Below are 19,386 nucleotides of genomic sequence, written 5' to 3'. Positions count from 1 at the left end.
ATATATTCCATAAGAATACCCTCTCTAAAGGTAGAGAGGGTATCTTTGCACTAATTTCAGATAGTCAATTCAGCTTTGAATAGCTAAATTATATCTTTATTAGTTAATTGTTTCAAAAGTGTTTGTTACGTCTACACCGTTACTGTCTTGAACAGCAGAAGATTTAACTTTCAAAGTTTCACCTTGTACTTGAGCATCAGCTGTAGTTACGTTCAATGTAACATCTTCACCAGCTACAGCAACAGTTCCACCTTCATTACCTACAGAAGAAATTTCAAAATCAGTTGATAGATCATCTGTATCTACTGTAGATGCATCAATATCCTCTGTAAACGTCAATGCAATTTCATCACTACCACCAGTAAATGCGGTAGATGTCACATCGTCAGAATCATCGTCAGCGAGTGTATTTGTACCATTTGAATTAAGGGTTACTTCGAAATCGGAAGTACTGTTACCGTTTTGAATGCCCTCTACCTCTGTCTTAAGAGAAGCGAGAGTATTGTCGCCAGTACCAGGAGTCTCATCGATAGTAATAGTTAATGTGTTAGATGCGTAGGCTGCTTCAATACCATCACCAGCAGTGTCAGCAGATGTTACTTCTACATCTACAGTGTTACCATAAGCACCGTCAAGGTCATCAGCCGTCGTAATAGTGAACTCATTAGTTGTATCTTCATATAGAGTTACATTAGATCCATCCTGGGTCAGGTCAAGCGTAGAAATCTGTGCTGCTACGTTATCCATAGCTTCAGAAGTTCCAGCTTCTTTAGTATTACCAGAATCATCAGAGATTGGTAGCACTTGTTCTACAGAAGGAGTTGCATCTGTGTCCATAGTTACTGTGTTATCAGAATTGGAAACTTCAATAATGACAAACTTACCATCAGTACCACTACCAGCAATAGCAGCAGAAGTGTTTGTATAAACATCATTCACTTCATATCCATCAACGTTATAAGTTAAGTTAGATACAGAAGAGTTAGCAATTGGTTCTGTATATTCAAGAACTACAGCGTCAATTAGGCCATTGCTGTCGTTGTCTAGCGTAGTAACCATTTCATTGTCATCGTTATCCAATTCTAGCTCAGGCTTGATTTCATCTGTAGCAGTTTCTTTAGCGAATGATACGAACTCGCCGTAAGAATTAGCTGTTGTGACGTTCGAACCAGCAGTTCTTACTGCAACTTGCTCACCTGCATCAGTGTTTCCGGAGCTGATTACACCATCATCTGTCAAGAAATCATCTTGAAGAGTCATAGTTACTTCAGAAGTATCCCCAGAGTTATCGATAGATGCACCAATCACTGCACTGCTCAAGTCACTTTCACTTGAAGCAGAGATTAATTCAAAATCATCAGCTTCGAAGTCAGTAACAGTATCATCAAGGGTTACAGTGACTTTGTTATTATCTGTAGCTTCCACCGTGTCTACATCCACAGTTCCTGCTGGATCGATATCTACTTGACCAGAAAGTGCTGAAGTAGTGTTACCTGCAGCATCAGCTACACGGCCAATTTCAAGTTCGTCAGTGCCATCAGTGATGTTAAGATCAGATTGTTCAACTTCGATACGAACTTTTGTATTTTGATCAGTAGCAGTGATGCTAGCAGAGTCTACATCCTCTAGGCTAGTACCATTTACAATGTACTTACTTAGGTCAAGTACAGAGTACTCTCCACTTACAGCCATTTGCTCTTCAAAATCTACTACAAGAACTTCAGTAGCTTGTCCGTCTTGATATAGCGTAGAAGAGAATGTAGAGAACTTTGGTTTAGTTTCATCTTCTACAAAGAAGTCTACCTCTTGCGAATCAAGGGCGTTACCCACTGTATCTTCAACATCTTCAGCTACAAGAGTGTGGTCACCATATACGTTATCGTCAAGAGAAAGTACTAGAGTATCAAGCATATCGTTACCGTCTTCGTCGTCTTTATACTCAACGTTGTCTACGATGTCTAGTTCTTCACCTTCTTCGTCAAGAATCATGTAAGAACCAGTGTCTTTATCAACATCTTCATCATACGTTACAGTTAGTTCATTTTGTGCAGAAGCTTCAACATCTTGAATGGAAGGAGCAGTTTCGTCAACTTCTACTTCAGCAGCTACACGTAGCTGTTGGTCGTTTTGGTTCCCCCATAGGTCAGTAATAGCTTCATCTTTAACATAAATGTAAGCTGTACCGTTTGGTAGTTCATCACCAGGCGCGAAAGTTAGTTCAACTTTGTTGCCATCTACAACAGTGGCACCAGTAGCTACTTCATTAGTATTAGTATGATAGAAATCCGCCGCATTTACTCCGGATTCGATTTCTTCACTGAATACAAGTGTAGCTTTGTTAGGAGAAACATCTTCTACACCTACAATTTCAGGTGCTTCTGTATCTTCTACTACTTCTACTTCAAGGTCAGTACCAATCAGGCTATAACCAGCATAGTCTTCGAGATCGTTGCTTACACTGATTGTTTGAGTGCCTTCTTCTAGATCAGTATAAAATTCAACGTTAGCTTCTGTGTTGTTGTTCATGAAGTTAACGTCTTTTACGAACTGCTCACCATCATTAAGTTGGAAAGCATCTTCAAGATCAGCGTCTTCAGTGCCATCTCCGTCAGTGTCAGTGTTGATTGGCTCGGAGAACATTACTTTAATAGTTTTGCTTCCTACTACATCAGCACCTGTAACTTCTGGAATTGTCGTATCGAAGAATTCTACTGTACCTTCGAAATCTTCAGCTCCACCGAATGCATCTTGATCAACAGTTACACTGTACTCATCTTGGTTGTCCGCAGCGTCAGTAAGTGTAAGGGTAGCAGTGCTGCCATTTACAGTTACGTTGTCAACGCTAACGTCGTTATCATCAGAATCCATTACAGTGTAATTGTCTGTATCTTGAACATCTTCAGTAGTAAGCTCTTCAGTGTTGAATTCTACTTCTACCTGTTTAAGGTTAATCGCACTTACGTTTTCAACTGTAACATCGCCGCTCGGGAAGTCTTCGAAGTCAGCTACGTCGTCGTCAGACACAAGGTTGTCAGCATCGTCGTCCAGCATATCAAGAAGTTCTTGTACGCCTGTATCAGGGTTGTCAAGAGAAGCTTGAGCTAGTGCAGTGTAAGATACATATACACCGTCACCTACGCCAATACCTACAAGACTGCTGTCCTGGATTGCATCGTAAAGCTCACCTTCACCGTCAAGAGTTGCTGTTGCATACTCTTTATAAGTGGCAGTGTAAGTCTGACCATCTACTTCAAAAGCGATAGATTCGATCTGTTCTGCTGCGTCCGCTGTTGTTGGTGCTACACCTGCTACAGCTGGTACCGCTAGTGCAGAAGCCATCGCCGCTGAGGATAATACTTTGAGATTCTTGTTCATAAATTCTTTTCCTCCTCTTAAAATATAATTAATAAATATCTATTACTTCAGGTATTTCACCGAAAACAACCGGCTCGTATCCACTAATGTCTTCTTCAGGAAGAGGATTCTCCCCGAGTTCAGCCATTATTTCATCTACGGATTTATTATCGAGAACACCAGAAGCATAACCTTCGTAGCTGATATAAACACCATCAGCTATTCCGAGGGCTTTGATACCACGATTGTTTACGAAATCGTAAACTTCACCTTGGCCGTCAAGCATAGCGCTGGACAAATCTGTATAGTCCACGATGCCGCCGCCACTTCCATTATCATAAACAACTTCTGAAAGCTGGTAGTCGCCAGCAGCTTCTACATCAGAAACTGCTGGAGCTACGAAAGCCAATGTTGCTACCGGGACAAGTGCTGCCAACATTTTTGTACTATTTTTCATACATCCAAGCCCCTTGTATTCAAATTATTAGCGTACTACTACTGTAGCACCTTCAAGTTCAGCCATTTCATAACCAGTAACCTGTAGGTCCACGAATGTACCACGGTCAGCGTTATAAGGAAGAACTACTTCATCATCACCAATTTGAAGAACTACTTCAGAATCTTCATCAACGTTGTCGTTGTCCAGAAGATCAAGTTCTACAGCATAGGCGCCAGGGATAACCTGTTGAACGTTTCCGTCCACGTCAGTTACTGTTCCCAGTTCCATCTCATCGGAAGAATCATCGTCATTATTTTCGTCGTCGTTATCCATGCCAAGAGGCTCGCCATCGACATAGACAACTGCGTCTTTAAGTTCATCAAGATCGTATCCTGTAATCTGAAGCTCCACGAAAGTTCCGCGCTCTTCATCATATGGAAGATCGATGAATTCGTCGCCGACTTTGATTTGAACGTCTGCATCAGTAGCTACGTCATAACCGGAAAGGTCAAGTTCCACAGCGTTAGCGCCAGGGATGACTTCCTGAGCCTGACCTACGTCAGATACAGTAACTTCTGTGTCAGCTTCATAGTTCATCGCATTGTAAAGCATTGCTGCGAAGTCCATACGCTTGATATCGTCACTCACACCGAAGGACCCGTCAGGGAAACCTTGCGCGATGCCTGCTGCTGCTGCAGCGTCAACGTATTCAGTCAAGCTTGTGTTTTCGCGGTCAGTGAAATCAGACTCTTCAACGTCCATCGGGAGGTCATATGCTTCTACAAGCACTTTAGCCATCTGATCACGTTTAAGTTCGTCGTACGTACCGAAGGATCCGTCTGTGTTACCTTCGAAGATACCTGCGTCATACACAGCGTCTACTTGTTCCTGATAAGCATCAGGCACGTCTTCGAAACCGTGATCATAGTCACCATCAGATTCAAGATCAAGGGCGCGGTCCAGCATAAGAACTGCCTGGATACGGGTCAGTGTGCCATAAGGCTTGTACGTTCCGTCCACGTGTCCTTCTACGATCTCTGCCTGGTAAAGGTGATTGATTGCTTCGTAATGCGTGATATCCTCATGAATATCAGGGAATGAGTCGGCAGCTGTGTGATCGTCTGCTGATACAGCACCAGGTGCCATTGCACTAGCTACGACTGCAGCACCGGCTGCTGTAGCAAGTACGTTACGATAAGACTTGTGTTGATTAGCCATGTAAAAATTTCCTCCTTTTATGTACTTGAGAGTACATTTTATATAAAGATCACCCTGAGCTGAGTCAGGAGTCTTTCACCATGTACAACGACGACAGAATCTGCTTGAACAAGCATTATTTTCCGCCATCTTCTCACATTAATCATTCTATCAAATATTACAATTTTTTCAACTGCTATTTTCAAAGAATGACAATGTGTATCCACTTGATTACAATTGTAACAAAGAGTAGTCGTGATTAAATGTATCTTTGTGTTCATTTTAATCGACGAACTAATCTGAATGTAACATCTCCATAGGGAAACGACAACTGATACATTGAGGTTTCCCTATAGCATCGACATAATTCCTTTATCCTAAAGCAATTTTTCGTAAACGTTTTTATACGATTTTGCCACATTTTCGGCTGAAAAAGACTCACTTGCGTGAGTGTAAATATTGTAACCTTTTTGTTTTAATAAGCCCTGATTTTTACAGTCGAGGGCCTCCTGGAACGCTTTCACGAGCGCTCCGGAGTCTTCGCTCGGTACGACCCAGCCGTATGAATCTTCCGGAACCAGCTCCCGGACCCCTCCGACATCTGTCGTGATGACCGGACGTTTCTCTTTCGCCGCTTCGAGTAGCGCGAGCGGGAAACTTTCACTGACAGATGTGAGCAGTCCCGCATCCGAGATCTGATAGATTTCATCGACGTCACTGCGCTGGCCGAGGAAGTGGATATTCTTCATCCCCTTCGCCTTCTCTCTTATTTCCGATTCATAAGGGCCGCTGCCGACGACGAGCAGATGGATATCGGGGTGGGATTTAAGCGCTTCGAATGCGTACGCATGCCCTTTCACCGGGTGGAGACGTGCCACCATGGCAAGCACCAGGTCGTGTTCGGTGAGACCGAGATCGGATCTCGTCAATGTTCGTGTTTTTCCAGTCGGTTCGAAATCAATTCCGTTGTAGATGGTCGTGATGTCGATAGAGTGGATGCCGATATCAATGAGCTGCTGCTTGAATCGTTCCGATACGGCAAAGAAGTGGTCCATTTTTTTGTAGGCCCACAGGTTGAGTTTCGTGAAGATTTTCCCTTTCACCCCGCCGCCCATGAAGTCGAGCGTCGGGTCGGAGTGCATCGTGGTGACGAGAGGTTTGTTGAACTTGTTCTTGACCGTGGCCGCGAACAGGTTGGCACGTGGGCCGTGGCTGTGGACGATGTCCACGTTTTCTTTCCTGATGAGGTCGACGAGCCGGGAGCCCGCCTTGATGTCATAACGGTTCTTCTGTTCGAGCAGGCGGACGTCGACGCCCCGCCGCTTGGCGGCGTCGTACAGATCCCCTTTCTGCATACAGATGAGGATCATTTCTTCCGACGGGAACTGTTCGAGGAGCGAGAGGACGTGGTTCTTGGACCCGCCGCTCTCCGCCCCGGAGATGACCTGAGCTATTTTCATGAGCGTCCCTTCCTTTTCTTGAGGATAAGCCAGGCGAACTTCGGCAGTGCGAGCTGGCGTTTGAACCGTTTCGGGTCGGACAGGAGGCGATACAGCCACTCGAGGTTCATGTCCCGCCATATTTTCGGAGCCCAGTGCACGGCTCCGGCCCAGACGTCGAGACTTCCTCCGACGCCCTGGAAAACTTTCACGGGGAGTCTGTCTTTGTTGCGGCGGATCCATAGTTCCTGTTTCGGGCTCCCGAGAGCGACGAACAGCATGTCCGCGTTCGATTCCTGGATGTGGCGGACCACCTTCTCCTCATCATCTTCGTAGCCGTTTTCATAGCCGGCGATGGTGATGTTCGGGTGGTTCTTCTTGATCCGCGCCATCGCTTCGGTGATGATCTCCTCTTTGGCTCCATACAGAAAGATGCGGAGACGTTTCTGTTCGGCGAGGTGCAGCAGATACCCCATCATTTCGATGCCGGTGACGCGGTCGGTGATTGCGCCGCCAGTCATTCTCGACGCTAGGACGATACCGATGCCGTCCGGAATCTGGAAGGTGGACCCGTTAATGAGATCGCGGAGCTCTTCGTCTTCACGGGCTTTCATCACCTTCTCCGGATTGACGGCGATAACCGTCGACTGTTCACCCGCTTCGATGTTCTTTTCGATCTGTTTGATGACCTGTTTATAAGTGAGGGGCGCGACGTCGACGCCCAGGAAGTTCTCTTTATGCATTATTCGATCGGCTCCAATCCGCTCAGGTTCCCGATCGGATGGATGAGTGTTTTGCCATCGGAAGCCGGGAGACAGTTACGCGTATCGAGGACGACCGGTGTATTCATGTGCTTGGCGAAGACGGACGTGTCCATCTCCTTGTACTCGTTGTGATCGGCAAGGACGAGAGCGACGTCGGCCTGCTCGAGTGCTTCCTCCAGGGAACTGAGACGCAGAGGTACCTGCTGTTCTTTGACGTGCGGGTCGTGACAAGCGACGTCGTAGTATTTCTTATTGTTGGTCAGCTTGAAGACGATATCGATGGCCGGGCTCTCCCGTACGTCATCGACATTCCCTTTGTAGGTCAGGCCGAGGACGGCGACTTTCGGGTTGGAGATATTCTTCGTCAGTTTGTCCACCTGTGAGACGACGAAATCAGGCATCGAATTGTTGATCTCCCGTGCCGTCTGCATAAGTGGGGAGATGTCTTTCGCCTTTTCGATAATAAAGTACGGATCGACCGCGATGCAGTGACCGCCGACGCCCGGTCCCGGCTGGTGGATGTTCACCCGCGGGTGCATGTTGGCGAGATGGATGACGTCGTGGGCGTTGACGTTCAGCTTCGCGGATACTTTGGCCAGTTCGTTGGCGAGTGCGATATTGACGTCCCGGTATGTGTTTTCCATCAGCTTGGACATTTCTGCAGTGAGGGCGGTCGTTTCGAATATGTCGCCACTCACGACGCGGCGATAGACGTCCGCCGCTTTCGTCGCCGCTTCTTCGGTGTAGCCACCGACGATGCGGGTATTCTCTTTCAGTTCGGTCATGATTTTACCCGGGATGACGCGTTCCGGGCAGTGCGATAAGTATAGGTCGTTGTTGTCCAGGTCCCAGCCTTCGTTCGTGAGAATCGGTGCGACGTTATCATAGATCGTACGCGGCGGGATGGTGGACTCGACGATGATCGTGTCCCCTTTCTTGATGTAAGGCAGGATGTTTCTTGTCGCCTTTTCCACGTAAGTTACGTTCGCTGTCTGGTCGTCATAGACAGGGGTCGGGACGGCGATGATGAATACGTCCGCCTGTTTCGGCGTCGTGCCTGCTGTCAGATGGCCGGATGCGACGGATTCTTTGATGACTTCGGCGAGTCCGGGTTCTTCGATGTGGATGTTTCCTTTATTCAGTGTGTCGACTACGTTTTCGTCGATATCGACACCGTGGACGTTCGCACCTGCCTGGGCGAAGATCCCGGATGTCGGTAGTCCGATGTAGCCGAGTCCGATTACGCAAATATTATCCATAAATTTATTCCTCCGAAAACTTTTTTTCACGCTTTCAGTTTATCATAATCAGCGTGGTTGGTGGTATTTTTAAGTGGTTCTCATTAATGTTATTACATTTTTTGTAGACGATACTTTTTTCTCTCTTTTCGTGCGTCCCGGTTCGGGGCTAACGCTTTCCGAGTGTGCTTCTGGCTATTGTCCCGGAAGGGACATCAGACTCAAGGCGGACGCTTTCCGCGGACGAATGACAGAGCGGCTTCGAGCTGTCGCTCTGCAGGGTCTCTTCATCCGTTCTTCCGCCGGAGTCGCCGCCTTTCGCTTTTGGATCCGATAAAGGCGATGGTTGACTGCAGGAACGGAAGGTGGAGACGCCTGCGGGATGAGCACGAGCCCCGAGACCGCGGCAAGCTTCCACCTTAAAGAAATGAAAAACAGCAAAACAAAACAAAAGAGCTTAGCTTTTTGTATTCTTCCCGGGCAGTGGTGTACGGCCGGGGAAGATAAAAGCATTTAAATGTCTTTATGCGTCGTTCACGGATTCCTAGCCTGGATGAGCACGGGATACATTCCCTTTATAAGGTGCTCACGCTTCGAGGCAGATCACGAACGTCGCAATACTCAAAGAAATGAGGTGCTCGGGCTGGAACACGGGAGCTGAACATGGAATAACTCTCTGAATGGGGAGAGAACCTCTCTTTCCGGCCAAGGTTTTCGTATTCTTCCCGGGGCGTGGTGTCCGACCGGGGAAGATGAAAGCATTCGAATGCCTTTATGCGACGTTCACGGATTCTGAGCCTGGCCGAGCACGGGATACAATTCCGTTATAAGGCGCTCACGCCTCGAAGCGAGTCGCGAACGCCGCAATACTTAGAGAAATGAGGTGCTCGGGCCGGAACACTTCATATGAATGCCGCACAAAAATTCTGCACGACTCTTTTCCTTATTAATATGCTTAAGGAACGGTGGGACTCTTTCCCTTTTTCTTCTGTAATGCTATGATGGAAAACAGATGACAGAAAGGATAGATGTCTTTATGAAAATCGTTGTATCAGGTTTTTACGGGCTCGGAAATACGGGGGACGAGGCGATTCTCGATTCGGTGATCGACAATCTGCGCTCGGAACTCGACGATCCGGATATCACCGTCTTCTCCCTTTCCCCGGCCGAAACGGGGAAGAAACATAATGTACATAGTATTTACCGCGGCTGGCGACACCAGTTCAAAGCGAAAGTGAAAGCGCTGAAAGAAGCCGATCTCGTCGTGAGCGGTGGTGGCGGGCTGCTTCAGGATACGTATCCGACACGGATCATTTTCGGTCCACTCCCCTACTACCTGCTGATCGTTTTCCTGGCTAAGCTGGTCGGTACGAAAGTGATGTTCTTCTCCCAGGGGATCGGTCCGGTGACGACACCGTACGGCAAGGCGCTCATGAAAGTATTCGGCAATATGGCCGATTACGTGACTGTCCGAGATCAATATTCCCTCGACTACCTGCGTGACCTCGGTGTGACGCGTCCGGAGGCTGAGGTGACGGCGGATATCGTGTATGCGTATCAGATGAAGGAAGACGATACCGCTTATGAATCACTGCCGCTTACAGGGGCTGAAAAAATCGTCGGTGTGAGTGTACGTCCCTGGTTCGAGGCGGAGGAGTATAAGAAAGAAATGGCTTCTCTCCTCGATGACATGGTACAATCACACGGGGTCACTCCTGTGTTTCTTCCTATGGAAGGGCACGCGGACAAACAGGTTTCAGAAGATGTCCAGAACTATATGACTCACGGAGAGGCTGCACACATACTGCCGGAGACGCTTACGCCGAACCAGTATCTGCAGTTCATGAAGCACTGTGAGATCGTCGTCGGAATGCGGCTTCATTCCCTCATTTTCGCATCGCTCCACGGGGTCCCTTTTGCAGCTGTCAGCTATGACAAAAAAGTGGAAGCCCTGGCGAAGCGGTTCGATCTGTGGGATTACGCAGTATCTCTCGATGATTTCACGAAGGATGCTCTCCTCCCGTCGGTCACTACCTTATATAAAAAACGCTCCACGCTTACTCCACACGTAGAAACGGTGCGGGATGAGCTGAAGAGCGAAGCGTTACGGAACGTGCATGTACTACAAGAGCGGTTCAGGAGGAAATAAGAAATGCGTATTATGATGACGACCATTTTCGACAACCCGCATACAGGCGGGCTGTCTACGCACGTCTCAACTTTGAAGACGGGGCTGGAGGAGCTGGGACACGAGGTCGATGTCGTTTCCTTCTCCGACCTCCCCCGCTGGAAACAGCAGCTTGCCCGTGGGGTGAGCTTTTTACTGAATACCCTTTCGAAGGGGAAGGGGATCTTCATCGGTCACATCCTGCGTCAGCATATGCTGTCCAAGCTGATCAAACGTCAGTCGGAGGATGTGCACTATGACATCATCAACGCCCAGGACGTCTATTCGTCCCTCGCCGCTTTCGAAAGTGGCGTCCCCGTCGTCTCTACGGTGCACGGATATTTTACATTCGAAGCGATCAGCCGCGGGTCTCTCGTGAAGGGGTCGTGGGAAGCGAATAAGATCCAAAAATTAGAGCGTTACGTCTATCGCCGCACCAGACGAGTGATCACCGTCGATCAGCGTATCCGCGATTACGTGCGTGACCTCGCCGGTGTCGAAGGCGAACGGATCTATAACTTCATCAATATCGATCAATTCTGCCCACGTCCCGACAAAAGGGAAGCGGTGCGTAAGAATCTCGGATTTGATGAAGATGACATTCTTTTATTCGTGCCGAGACGGATGACGAAAAAGAACGGCGTCATTTATCCGGTAAAGGCTTTGCCGCATATTCACGAATCTTACGAAAATGTCCACCTGCTCTATGCAGGTAGTGGCGAAGAAGAGAAAGCGATCCGTCAATTCGCGAAACAGGGCGGAGTCGAGAATCATGTCCACTTTCTCGGAGATCTCCCGCATGCGGAGATGAACGATTACTATACGGCGAGTGATGTCGCTTTGATTCCGAGTATCCACTCAGACGGTGTGGAAGAAGCGACGTCCATTTCCGCGCTTGAGGGGATGGGCTCGGGTACGCCGGTCGTCGCCTCTTCGATCGGTGGATTGAAAGAAATGATGACCGACCGCGAGACCGGGTTCCTAGTCCAGGAGCAGTCGACGGAAGCGATCCGCGATGCCGTGATCGAAGCGATCGAACATCCGGAATTGAGGGAGAAGGTTACGACGCAGGCACGACGTATGGTCGAGGATTACTACTCCCACCGTGCCGATGCCAATAAGTTTCTTCTTATTTATGAATCTGTTCTGGAAGGGTCCCACGAATAAGGGGCCCGCTTTGTTTTTAAGCGAAGAACGAGAAAACTCTTTCGTTGTTGATTTCCGTCTCTCCAGGTGGAGGCTTGCCGCGGGCATGACGTCAACTACCCGAATCTCCCTATGGTCGATTCGGCTGATTTTCCGTTCATGCTTTTTCCGCCGGCGTCCCCACCTTCCGTTCCTGTCTTCAACAACAGACATTACCAGGGCGAAATGAAAGTAGATTCTTCAGAAATATAAACGGTCGGTGGACGCATTCCGAAAGATTCATGCTAGCCTCGTGGAAGTCGACACCTTCCGCTTTTCAATGGCTCTGTCAAAGCTACAGTTACAGAGCAAAAGTTACCAACGACAAATACTAAAATTAAGACAGAGACTATAAATGACTGGTTTTTTTCAAGTGAAGAGACGCACTAAGTTCTCAGGAGAGTGAACGTTATGGGAAGATTAAAATGGGCAGCGATATGGATCACGCTGCTTTCGATTCTTTTGAAACTGATTGGATTCCTACGGGAAAGCGCGCTGGCATGGAAGTTCGGTGCCAGTGAAATCACGAACGGGTTCTTTCTCGCCTTCACCTTCGTGACACTCACGGTTACGATGGTAGCCAACGGTTTCAACACCGTCTTTCTTCCGGAGTACCTGAAACGGCGCCGGCAGAAAGAAGGACGGGAACAGGAGGCCGAGAAAGATGCCTCAGGGATCCTGACCTACTCCCTCCTGTTCTTCACCGTCGTCTCCCTCGCGCTCACCTTCCTTGCCCCTTATTTCGTTCCGCTCGTCTATCCGGGCGTCGAGGGAATCGAGAAGACGACGACTATAGAAATCACACAGGTATTTTTCCTGTTTATGTCCTTTGTGGCACTCAGTAACATGCTGGAGTCCTATCTCCAGTCGCTGCGGATCTTCGTACCGACCCAGATCGCCAAAATCAGCGGTACGCTGTTTTCCGCTCTGTTCATTTTCTGGTTCGGCGATGTATGGGGCATCGCCTCCGTCGCGTACGGGTTCGTATTCGGTACCCTGATCGGTGCCGGCATCCAGCTATTCTATCTGTACCGGGGCGGTTTCCACTTCCGGCCGACGCTGAATATGGATTTCCAGTTCCTGCGGATGTTTCTCTGGATGCTGTTGCCGGCCCTGTTGCACGCGTCCGTCGGTCACCTCAACTTCTTTGTCGACAAGGCTTTTGCCACCGGGATCGAAGGACCGGCCGTTACGTATCTGAACAACGCTTCGCTACTCACGAGTATTCCGAGCACGATCTTTTCGACGACACTGGTCGCAATCATTTTCACGCTTTTGTCGGAGCAGTCGGATGACTTGCCGAAGTTCCGGAGTACCCTGTTCAGCGGATACCAGCTCGGGGTACTGATTCTGCTACCGATCGCTGTCGGGCTGTTCATGGTCGGACAACCGGCGATCGCCTTCGTCTATGAACGCGGGCAGTTCATGCCTCAGGATACGGCGGCTGTATATGTCGCTCTCAAGTATTACGTGCCGACCGTGCTTTTGCAGGGGCTGTTGTTCATCTCGATGCGCGCGATGTACGCACGGAGCCGCGGAGCACAGATTCTGAAGGTGAGTGTGACGACGATCGGGCTGAACATTCTGCTCAACTACCTGCTGATCGATCCGCTCGGTTATGCGGGGCTGGCGCTTTCGACATCGCTCGTGTCGCTATATTTCTTTACGACTCTGACGCTCGTGCTGTACAAAGAGCACGGCAAAGAAGAGCTTATGAAAATCGCGACCATTTTCACACGTGGTCTGCCTCCGGTCATCCTCATGGGGGTCGTCATCTGGCTGTTGCGGACGTTTACGCCGGTGCCCGACCTTTACTCGCTGTGGGACGTGATGATTTCCGGAGTAACGGGACTCGTTACGTACGTGGCAGCGGTGTACCTTTTTTACCGGAGCGCCTTCGACAATCTGATGCATGTACTGAAGAACAGGTCTCCCGGAGGGGAAGAAAACTGATTTTCTCCCGCCGGGGGCTTTTATTTTAGCTCTGTTGGCTTGTGTTGGTGAATATCTCGAGGTGGAAGCTTGCCGCGGGCATGGCCTCCACTTCCTGAACCTTCCCTTAGGAAGTTTCAGGTGATTTCCGGCTCATGCTCATCCCGCAGGCGTCTCCACCTCTCGTTTTTTTAACAACAACAGTCTTTAACAGAGTCTTTATTTTAGAAAGGAGAACAACTCCATGATCAACGACATACTGCGCATGATTCCTCTGTTCCTTTTTTCCCTTATCCTTTTCATCCTTGGCTATATCGTCACCGCCTATCTGTTTTTCACGGGGTGGGACGGGCTCGTCGATTGGGCTCAGGTCCATACCCTTCCTCTGGGCTTAAGTATCATCGTCCTTTCTCTCCTGCTATGGGGAGCGGCGGTCTGGTTTCTGGATAAAAAAGAGATGCTTTATCCCCTGTACAGATCGAAGACGTACCGCATTGTAACGGCGGTAGTCATCTCCTTGATCGTCGGGACGATTTCGGCTTTTCTGTTCCTGTTTTTCCATCTGGATACAGAAGCCGGTCCGACCGTAGAGTGGGGGCAGGAATATCCATTACGGTTCATGCTGACAGCAGTTCTTTTATTCGTCGGCACCCTGTTCCTCGTGCTTCTCACCGGGGAAGCGTACATCGGGGGCGCGCTCGCCTTCGTGCTGTTCTTCCTGATGGCGATCGCCAACTATTATAAAAAGCTGTACCGGAACGAGCCACTCTTCCCGAATGATTTCGTCCAGATCGGACAGCTCCAGGAAGTGCTTCCGTTCATCACCGATAATCTCCCGATCGGGATGATTGTGCTGGCATCGATCGGTATCATCGCTCTTCTTTTCTTATGGTATAAGAGTCCGAAGATCAAAATGCCGATATGGTTCCGGATTGTGCTGATCATTCCGGTCGCTTATCTTCTCTATGCTTCCCTTTTCTACGAAGATAAGTTCACGGAAGGGTACTACGAAAAGTATGCAAGCTTCATACCATGGAACCAGCAGAACAACTACTATGCCAACGGCCCTCTTCTCGGAATGATTTCGAACATCAAACTTGATGTCGTCGAGGAACCGGAGCCTTACAACGAGGCTGTGATGGAAGAAGCGGTGGAGAACGCTCAGGAGCAGATTGCCGCGTCGCAGCAAGAGGCCGCTTCCGGCGAGAAACCGAACGTCATCTTTTACGTGAATGAAACGTTCTGGGACCCGACGAAATTGGATCTGGAATTCTCGGAGGACCCGATGAAACATACCAGACAATTGATGAAAGAGAACCCTTCCGGTCAGATTCTCAGTCCGGCCTTCGGAGGAGAGACGGCGAACGTGGAGTTCGAACTGCTGACCGGCTATTCGATGAGCTTCATGAACGCCGGCGGGAATCCGTTCAACCATCTGCTCGCCAACAAGCCGTATTATTCTTCGGCCTCTTTTTTCAATGACCAGGGATACTACAGTGAAGCGATGCACCCGAACAGCGGGAGCCTGTACCGTCGTAGTCAGGTATATCCGAACCTCGGATTCGATACGTCGACATTCCTCGAGGATATGACCTATACGGAGAAAGATAACCGGTCTTTCGTCTCGGATGAATCCGTCACGAAGGAACTGATGGATGTCATCGAGGAAGAGGAAGACCCGGCGTTCATCCATGCGGTGACGATCGCCAATCATCTTCCCTACAATGATCTGAAGTATGAAAACGTAAGTTCCATCGAAGTCTCCGGCAAAGAGCTGAAGCCCGAGACGAAAACGAGATTCGAGGTTTTCTCCGAAGGGATCAAACGCTCAGATGAGACGCTGCGGCAGATGAACGAAACGATCCAGGAGATGGAAGAGCCGACGGTGCTCGTCTTCTTCGGGGACCACCTGCCGGCCATCGGTTACAATCTCGAAGGGTATAAAGAAGCCGATTTCGGAGATGAGGAGACGCAGAAGACCGATCCCAAGTTCTATCAGACGCCGCTATTGTTTTTGTCCAATTTCGACATGGATATGGAACAGGACCTGGGTACGGTGAGTCCTTTCTACATTACGCCGATGATTGCGGAGGCGCTGAATTATGAGACGCCGATGTTCTATGACTATCTTCTGCGGATGAAAGAGGATCTGCCTGCGTTCAGGGACAGGATCTATATGCAGGAGGAAGGCCCGACGCTAAGTGACGAGGAGAACTTCCCTGCCGAGGTCGATGATCTGATGCGGATGTATCACTTGTTCGAGTATGACAATCTTGCCGGTGAGGAATATTCGGAGGATGCTTTGTATTCTCCGTGATGTATATGGATGTGAGCGATGCTCAGGCTGGTGTGTCCGGCTTGGGTGTCGCTTTTTTGTTTGGATTTAGGACTCTTCAGGTGGGTTTTGAGGTGTTCGAGTTGGGGATCTGGCGTGAGCGCCTCATTTCTTTTTGTATTGCGGTGCTCACAGGGTGGCGCACTGCCTGAGTTCCGGATAATTATATTTTATCCCGGGCTCAGGCGAGATTCAAAGAGCTGAGCACCGCATAAAGGCATTAAAATGCTCCTGGAGGCGTTAGCAGGGGCAGGTGGGAAGGTGGGTTTTGACGTACTCGGGGCTGTAGATTCGGGGTGAGCTCCTCATTTCTTTTCATATTGCGGTGCTCACAGGGTGGTGCGCTGGCCGAGTTCCGGATAACTATATTTTATGCCGGGCTCAGGCGAGATTCAGAGAACTGAGCACCGCATAAATGCATTCAATGCTCTTGGCCTCCTCCGTCTTTAGACGAAGAAGGCGTATGCTGGATCAGGTGAGTTATAAGGTGCTCAAGCGTTAGAGATTCGGTGTGAGCGCCTCATTTCTTTTTGTATTGCGGTGCTCACGAGCCGCAACACTACTCGAGTTCCGTATAACCATATTTTATGCCGGGCTCAGGCGAGATTCAGAGAACTGAGCACCGCATAAATGCATTCAAATGATCCTGGCCTCCTCCGTCTTTGAACGAAGGAGGCCGTAAGCTGGATCAGGTGGGTTTTGAGGTGCTCAAGCGTTGTAGATTCGGTGTGAGCTCCTCATTTCTTTTCGTATTGCGGTGCTCACGAGCCGCAACACTACTCGAGTTCCGTATAACCATATTTTATCCCGGGCTCACACGAAGTTCAGGAAACCAAGCACCGCATAAAGCATTCAAATAATTTCTCCCAATAAAAAAACGTCTCTCCTTATGGAAGAAGAGACGCTTTTCACTACTTTTGAAGAAGCTGCATCAGCTGGTTGATAACATCCTGCGAGCTCGCCAACTCAGACGTTTCGGCCTTCTGGATGACATTCTCCATTATTTCTTTTAAGTAATCCGACTGTTGCATAATACCCACCTTTTCGTTACACGTCTTTTGTCTTTTTGTTCGAATGGTCGCCTGTAGGACTCCTTCTACAAATTTCCTGCGGGCGCCTTGCTTCGTCTACTAGTATATTCGAAAACTTTTTGATTTTTCGGGCGTTTTTCAATAACTTTCCACATTATATCATAAACCACTGCATCATACATATTTTTCCCGGAAATCTGTCTTTTCCCAACTCCTCTTTTCAATTTCCCATTTTGCCCTTGGTTAAACTATTCTTTATATAGAACATATTATTCTTCATAAAGTCATATGTCAAACTTTATATCAAAATTATGGTAAAAAAATAAGTGTATCCCATGCGGATACACTTACTCATCAGTTTTATTCAGTTTCCATCTATTGAACTCCAAATAGTCACGGAACTGTTCCTTCGAGACACCTGAGCTCATAGCTTCTTTCACTAAGTTGATCCATTCATCATCAATCGGTTCGTTTATATCCTGTTGCTCACCATGCAGGAGATAATTGATCGAGACGTCGAGTTCGTTAGAGATTTTCTCTAAGAATAGGATGGATGGGTTCTGCTGAATATTCCGCTCAATCGAGCTTAAATACGACTTGGCGACGTTTGCTCTTTCTGCCAACTCGGAGAGCGAAAAGCCACGGTCTTTTCTGATATGTTGTATACGATCTCCAATCATTTCTCTCACCTTCTTTCCTAACAAAGTATAGCATATACATGCGCAATGTTCTATATAAAGTACCGTTTTCATGAAAATAGATTGTGAACTTCCCAAAAAATACTACTTTTTTCCTAAAAATAAGCAGTGTTAAGTTGTTCTATATCATAAACGATGACACTTACTCCCATTCCTTTCTATGTAAAAAATAAAACCTGATTCTGCCTCGGTATTTCCATTTCCGTAAAACGAACGATAAGAATAGGCGGATTCAAGGCTAGACCATCGAGACTGCTCTCCGTGTATAAAAGAAGAAAAACACGGTGGTTTCTGCGGGAAGAGGGTCTCTTGATCACGTTGGCCTTGAGACCGTGTCCACCGAAAGTGACGTGTTTTTCTATGATGATGCTCCACCTTTGTCCCGGACTTCCCTTTCTTTACTGCTGGTAGCGTAATTGGAAGAAATTCAGCGTTGCTGATTCATCTACTTCATCGATCTGTACTAGACCGTTATCCAAGTCGGTCAGCTGGTGATCGCCGGCGCCGTTGAAGGATACGAAATAGTCGCCAGCGTCATATTTGTAGGTGACGCCGGGAAACAGCTCGTTGTAGAACACCTCATCCGGCTCAACGAGTGCCGCTTCTACATCCGCGAGGGTCGTTTCCGTCCCGTCCTCACCCGGGAACCAGGCGATACTGTCGACGGTTTCATCAGCGTCATTCGTCCCCTGGATGCCGAGATAGTTATCGCCGTACCGTTCGCGCGGGCCTTCGATATACACCTGTTCGTCAGGATTTCCGTACTCAAGCTTCACCGTCCGGAAAAGTTCCCCGACCCGGAGACGCGTGTCGTGGAGGACACCAACCTCCTCTAATTCCTGAACCACCCGGTCTCCCCCTTTAAGGAAATCGACCGGTCGATAATCACGGAGCTGGGTAAGGGGCTGATATTCGGTGTCCTGGAGGTTCATAGCGTTGAACAGCATCGCAGCGAAGTCCTGACGCTTGATGTCATCTCCTACGCCGAAGTCATGGTTCGGGTATCCGATCGCCACTCCGAAATGATACGCGGTGTCCAGGTATTCCTTCAGTGACGTTTCGTTACGGTCCCCGAAATACACCGTCGGCACTTCTTCCACCTGGAAGCCCTTACGCTTCGACGAGGACCTTCGCCATCTGTTCCCTCGTCAGTTGGTCATACGTACGTACCGAATTCATCCAAACTATACCCTTCAAAGATCCCTTCCTCATACAGCATGTCGACGACTTCGTTATACGCTTCAGGTACATCGTCAAAATCGTGACTGACTTCGCCGTCGAACTCGAGATTCAGCGCCCGCTCCAGCATGAGCACCGCTTCGATTCTGGTGAGTGAGGCGTTCGGACGGAAGGTTCCGTCGTCAAATCCATTGATGATCCCCTCTTTATACAACGTATCGATCGCCAGGTAATGCCTCATGTCTTCCGATATGTCCGGGAATGCTTCCGCATCTGCCTGAACGCTCATCGCCGCCATCCCAGCAAGTGCACCAGTGAGAAATACAGTCCTCTTCTTCAAGGAAAATCCCCTCCTTATTACGTAGTATGTTCCCCCTTCTATACCCTTTCTAAAGCGGATATACAAATATTAATATCAAGGATTAAAA

General features: G+C 48.5%; 14 protein-coding genes. 4 read left to right on the top strand and 10 right to left on the bottom strand.

Annotated features, from left to right (window positions below; all coding sequences use genetic code 11):
• Positions 1-99: 99 nt before the first annotated feature.
• The 7 genes from BW944_RS05060 to BW944_RS14835 form a co-directional block, all read right to left on the bottom strand.
• Positions 100-3,375, bottom strand: coding sequence for an Ig-like domain-containing protein (locus BW944_RS05060; RefSeq protein ID WP_076557360.1), 3,276 nt, complete (start codon positions 3,373-3,375; stop codon positions 100-102).
• Between the two features lie 28 nt (positions 3,376-3,403).
• On the bottom strand, positions 3,404-3,811 hold the full coding sequence (locus BW944_RS05055; protein ID WP_076557358.1) for a hypothetical protein: 408 nt from the start codon (positions 3,809-3,811) through the stop codon (positions 3,404-3,406).
• 27 nt (positions 3,812-3,838) lie between these two features.
• Positions 3,839-5,011 carry an S-layer homology domain-containing protein gene (locus BW944_RS05050; RefSeq protein ID WP_076557356.1) on the bottom strand — a complete coding sequence of 391 codons (1,173 nt, stop codon included), beginning with the start codon at positions 5,009-5,011 and terminating at the stop codon, positions 3,839-3,841.
• A gap of 356 nt (positions 5,012-5,367) precedes the next feature.
• Entirely contained in the window at positions 5,368-6,450 is a 1,083-nt protein-coding gene (locus BW944_RS05045; protein WP_076557355.1) for a glycosyltransferase family 4 protein, read from the bottom strand.
• On the bottom strand, positions 6,447-7,172 hold the full coding sequence (locus BW944_RS05040; protein ID WP_076557353.1) for a WecB/TagA/CpsF family glycosyltransferase: 726 nt from the start codon (positions 7,170-7,172) through the stop codon (positions 6,447-6,449). The genes BW944_RS05045 and BW944_RS05040 overlap by 4 nt, the downstream gene beginning before the upstream one ends.
• Positions 7,172-8,452: a nucleotide sugar dehydrogenase gene (locus BW944_RS05035; RefSeq protein WP_076557351.1), complete on the bottom strand. Its 1,281-nt coding sequence runs from the start codon at positions 8,450-8,452 to the stop codon at positions 7,172-7,174. The genes BW944_RS05040 and BW944_RS05035 overlap by 1 nt, the downstream gene beginning before the upstream one ends.
• A gap of 148 nt (positions 8,453-8,600) precedes the next feature.
• Entirely contained in the window at positions 8,601-8,882 is a 282-nt protein-coding gene (locus tag BW944_RS14835; RefSeq protein ID WP_143525649.1) for a hypothetical protein, read from the bottom strand.
• 585 nt (positions 8,883-9,467) lie between these two features.
• Between BW944_RS14835 and csaB the strand changes: the two genes are divergently transcribed.
• The 4 genes from csaB to BW944_RS05015 all read left to right on the top strand — a co-directional run bounded on the left by csaB (position 9,468) and on the right by BW944_RS05015 (position 16,032).
• A complete protein-coding gene (gene csaB / locus BW944_RS05030) occupies positions 9,468-10,580 on the top strand; it encodes a polysaccharide pyruvyl transferase CsaB (RefSeq protein ID WP_076557349.1) in 1,113 nt (370 codons plus the stop codon).
• A 3-nt stretch (positions 10,581-10,583) separates the two neighbouring features.
• On the top strand, positions 10,584-11,765 hold the full coding sequence (locus BW944_RS05025; protein ID WP_076557347.1) for a glycosyltransferase family 4 protein: 1,182 nt from the start codon (positions 10,584-10,586) through the stop codon (positions 11,763-11,765).
• A 429-nt stretch (positions 11,766-12,194) separates the two neighbouring features.
• Entirely contained in the window at positions 12,195-13,736 is a 1,542-nt protein-coding gene (murJ, locus tag BW944_RS05020; protein WP_076557345.1) for a murein biosynthesis integral membrane protein MurJ, read from the top strand.
• Between the two features lie 223 nt (positions 13,737-13,959).
• Entirely contained in the window at positions 13,960-16,032 is a 2,073-nt protein-coding gene (locus BW944_RS05015) for an LTA synthase family protein (protein ID WP_076557344.1), read from the top strand.
• A 1,396-nt stretch (positions 16,033-17,428) separates the two neighbouring features.
• Here BW944_RS05015 and BW944_RS05010 read toward each other — a convergent pair.
• From BW944_RS05010 to BW944_RS05000, 3 genes are all read right to left on the bottom strand, one after another.
• On the bottom strand, positions 17,429-17,761 hold the full coding sequence (locus BW944_RS05010) for a helix-turn-helix domain-containing protein (protein WP_076557342.1): 333 nt from the start codon (positions 17,759-17,761) through the stop codon (positions 17,429-17,431).
• Between the two features lie 416 nt (positions 17,762-18,177).
• Complete coding sequence (locus tag BW944_RS05005) at positions 18,178-18,870, bottom strand: hypothetical protein (protein WP_076557340.1); 693 nt, start codon at positions 18,868-18,870, stop codon at positions 18,178-18,180.
• 65 nt (positions 18,871-18,935) lie between these two features.
• Entirely contained in the window at positions 18,936-19,298 is a 363-nt protein-coding gene (locus tag BW944_RS05000; RefSeq protein ID WP_076557337.1) for an S-layer homology domain-containing protein, read from the bottom strand.
• Between the last annotated feature and the right edge of the window lie 88 nt (positions 19,299-19,386).

This window comes from Salimicrobium flavidum (assembly GCF_900156645.1).
GTDB lineage: Bacteria > Bacillota > Bacilli > Bacillales > Halobacillaceae > Salimicrobium > Salimicrobium flavidum.
This window is presented reverse-complemented; position numbering and strand designations above follow the sequence as displayed.

Coding starts and splice junctions, on each gene's coding strand:
- BW944_RS05060 (WP_076557360.1), bottom strand. CDS start 3,375: ATGAACAAGAATCTCAAAGTATTATCCTCAGCGGCGATGGCTTCTGCA.
- BW944_RS05055 (WP_076557358.1), bottom strand. CDS start 3,811: ATGAAAAATAGTACAAAAATGTTGGCAGCACTTGTCCCGGTAGCAACA.
- BW944_RS05050 (WP_076557356.1), bottom strand. CDS start 5,011: ATGGCTAATCAACACAAGTCTTATCGTAACGTACTTGCTACAGCAGCC.
- BW944_RS05045 (WP_076557355.1), bottom strand. CDS start 6,450: ATGAAAATAGCTCAGGTCATCTCCGGGGCGGAGAGCGGCGGGTCCAAG.
- BW944_RS05040 (WP_076557353.1), bottom strand. CDS start 7,172: ATGCATAAAGAGAACTTCCTGGGCGTCGACGTCGCGCCCCTCACTTAT.
- BW944_RS05035 (WP_076557351.1), bottom strand. CDS start 8,452: ATGGATAATATTTGCGTAATCGGACTCGGCTACATCGGACTACCGACA.
- csaB (WP_076557349.1), top strand. CDS start 9,468: ATGAAAATCGTTGTATCAGGTTTTTACGGGCTCGGAAATACGGGGGAC.
- BW944_RS05025 (WP_076557347.1), top strand. CDS start 10,584: ATGCGTATTATGATGACGACCATTTTCGACAACCCGCATACAGGCGGG.
- murJ (WP_076557345.1), top strand. CDS start 12,195: ATGGGAAGATTAAAATGGGCAGCGATATGGATCACGCTGCTTTCGATT.
- BW944_RS05015 (WP_076557344.1), top strand. CDS start 13,960: ATGATCAACGACATACTGCGCATGATTCCTCTGTTCCTTTTTTCCCTT.
- BW944_RS05010 (WP_076557342.1), bottom strand. CDS start 17,761: ATGATTGGAGATCGTATACAACATATCAGAAAAGACCGTGGCTTTTCG.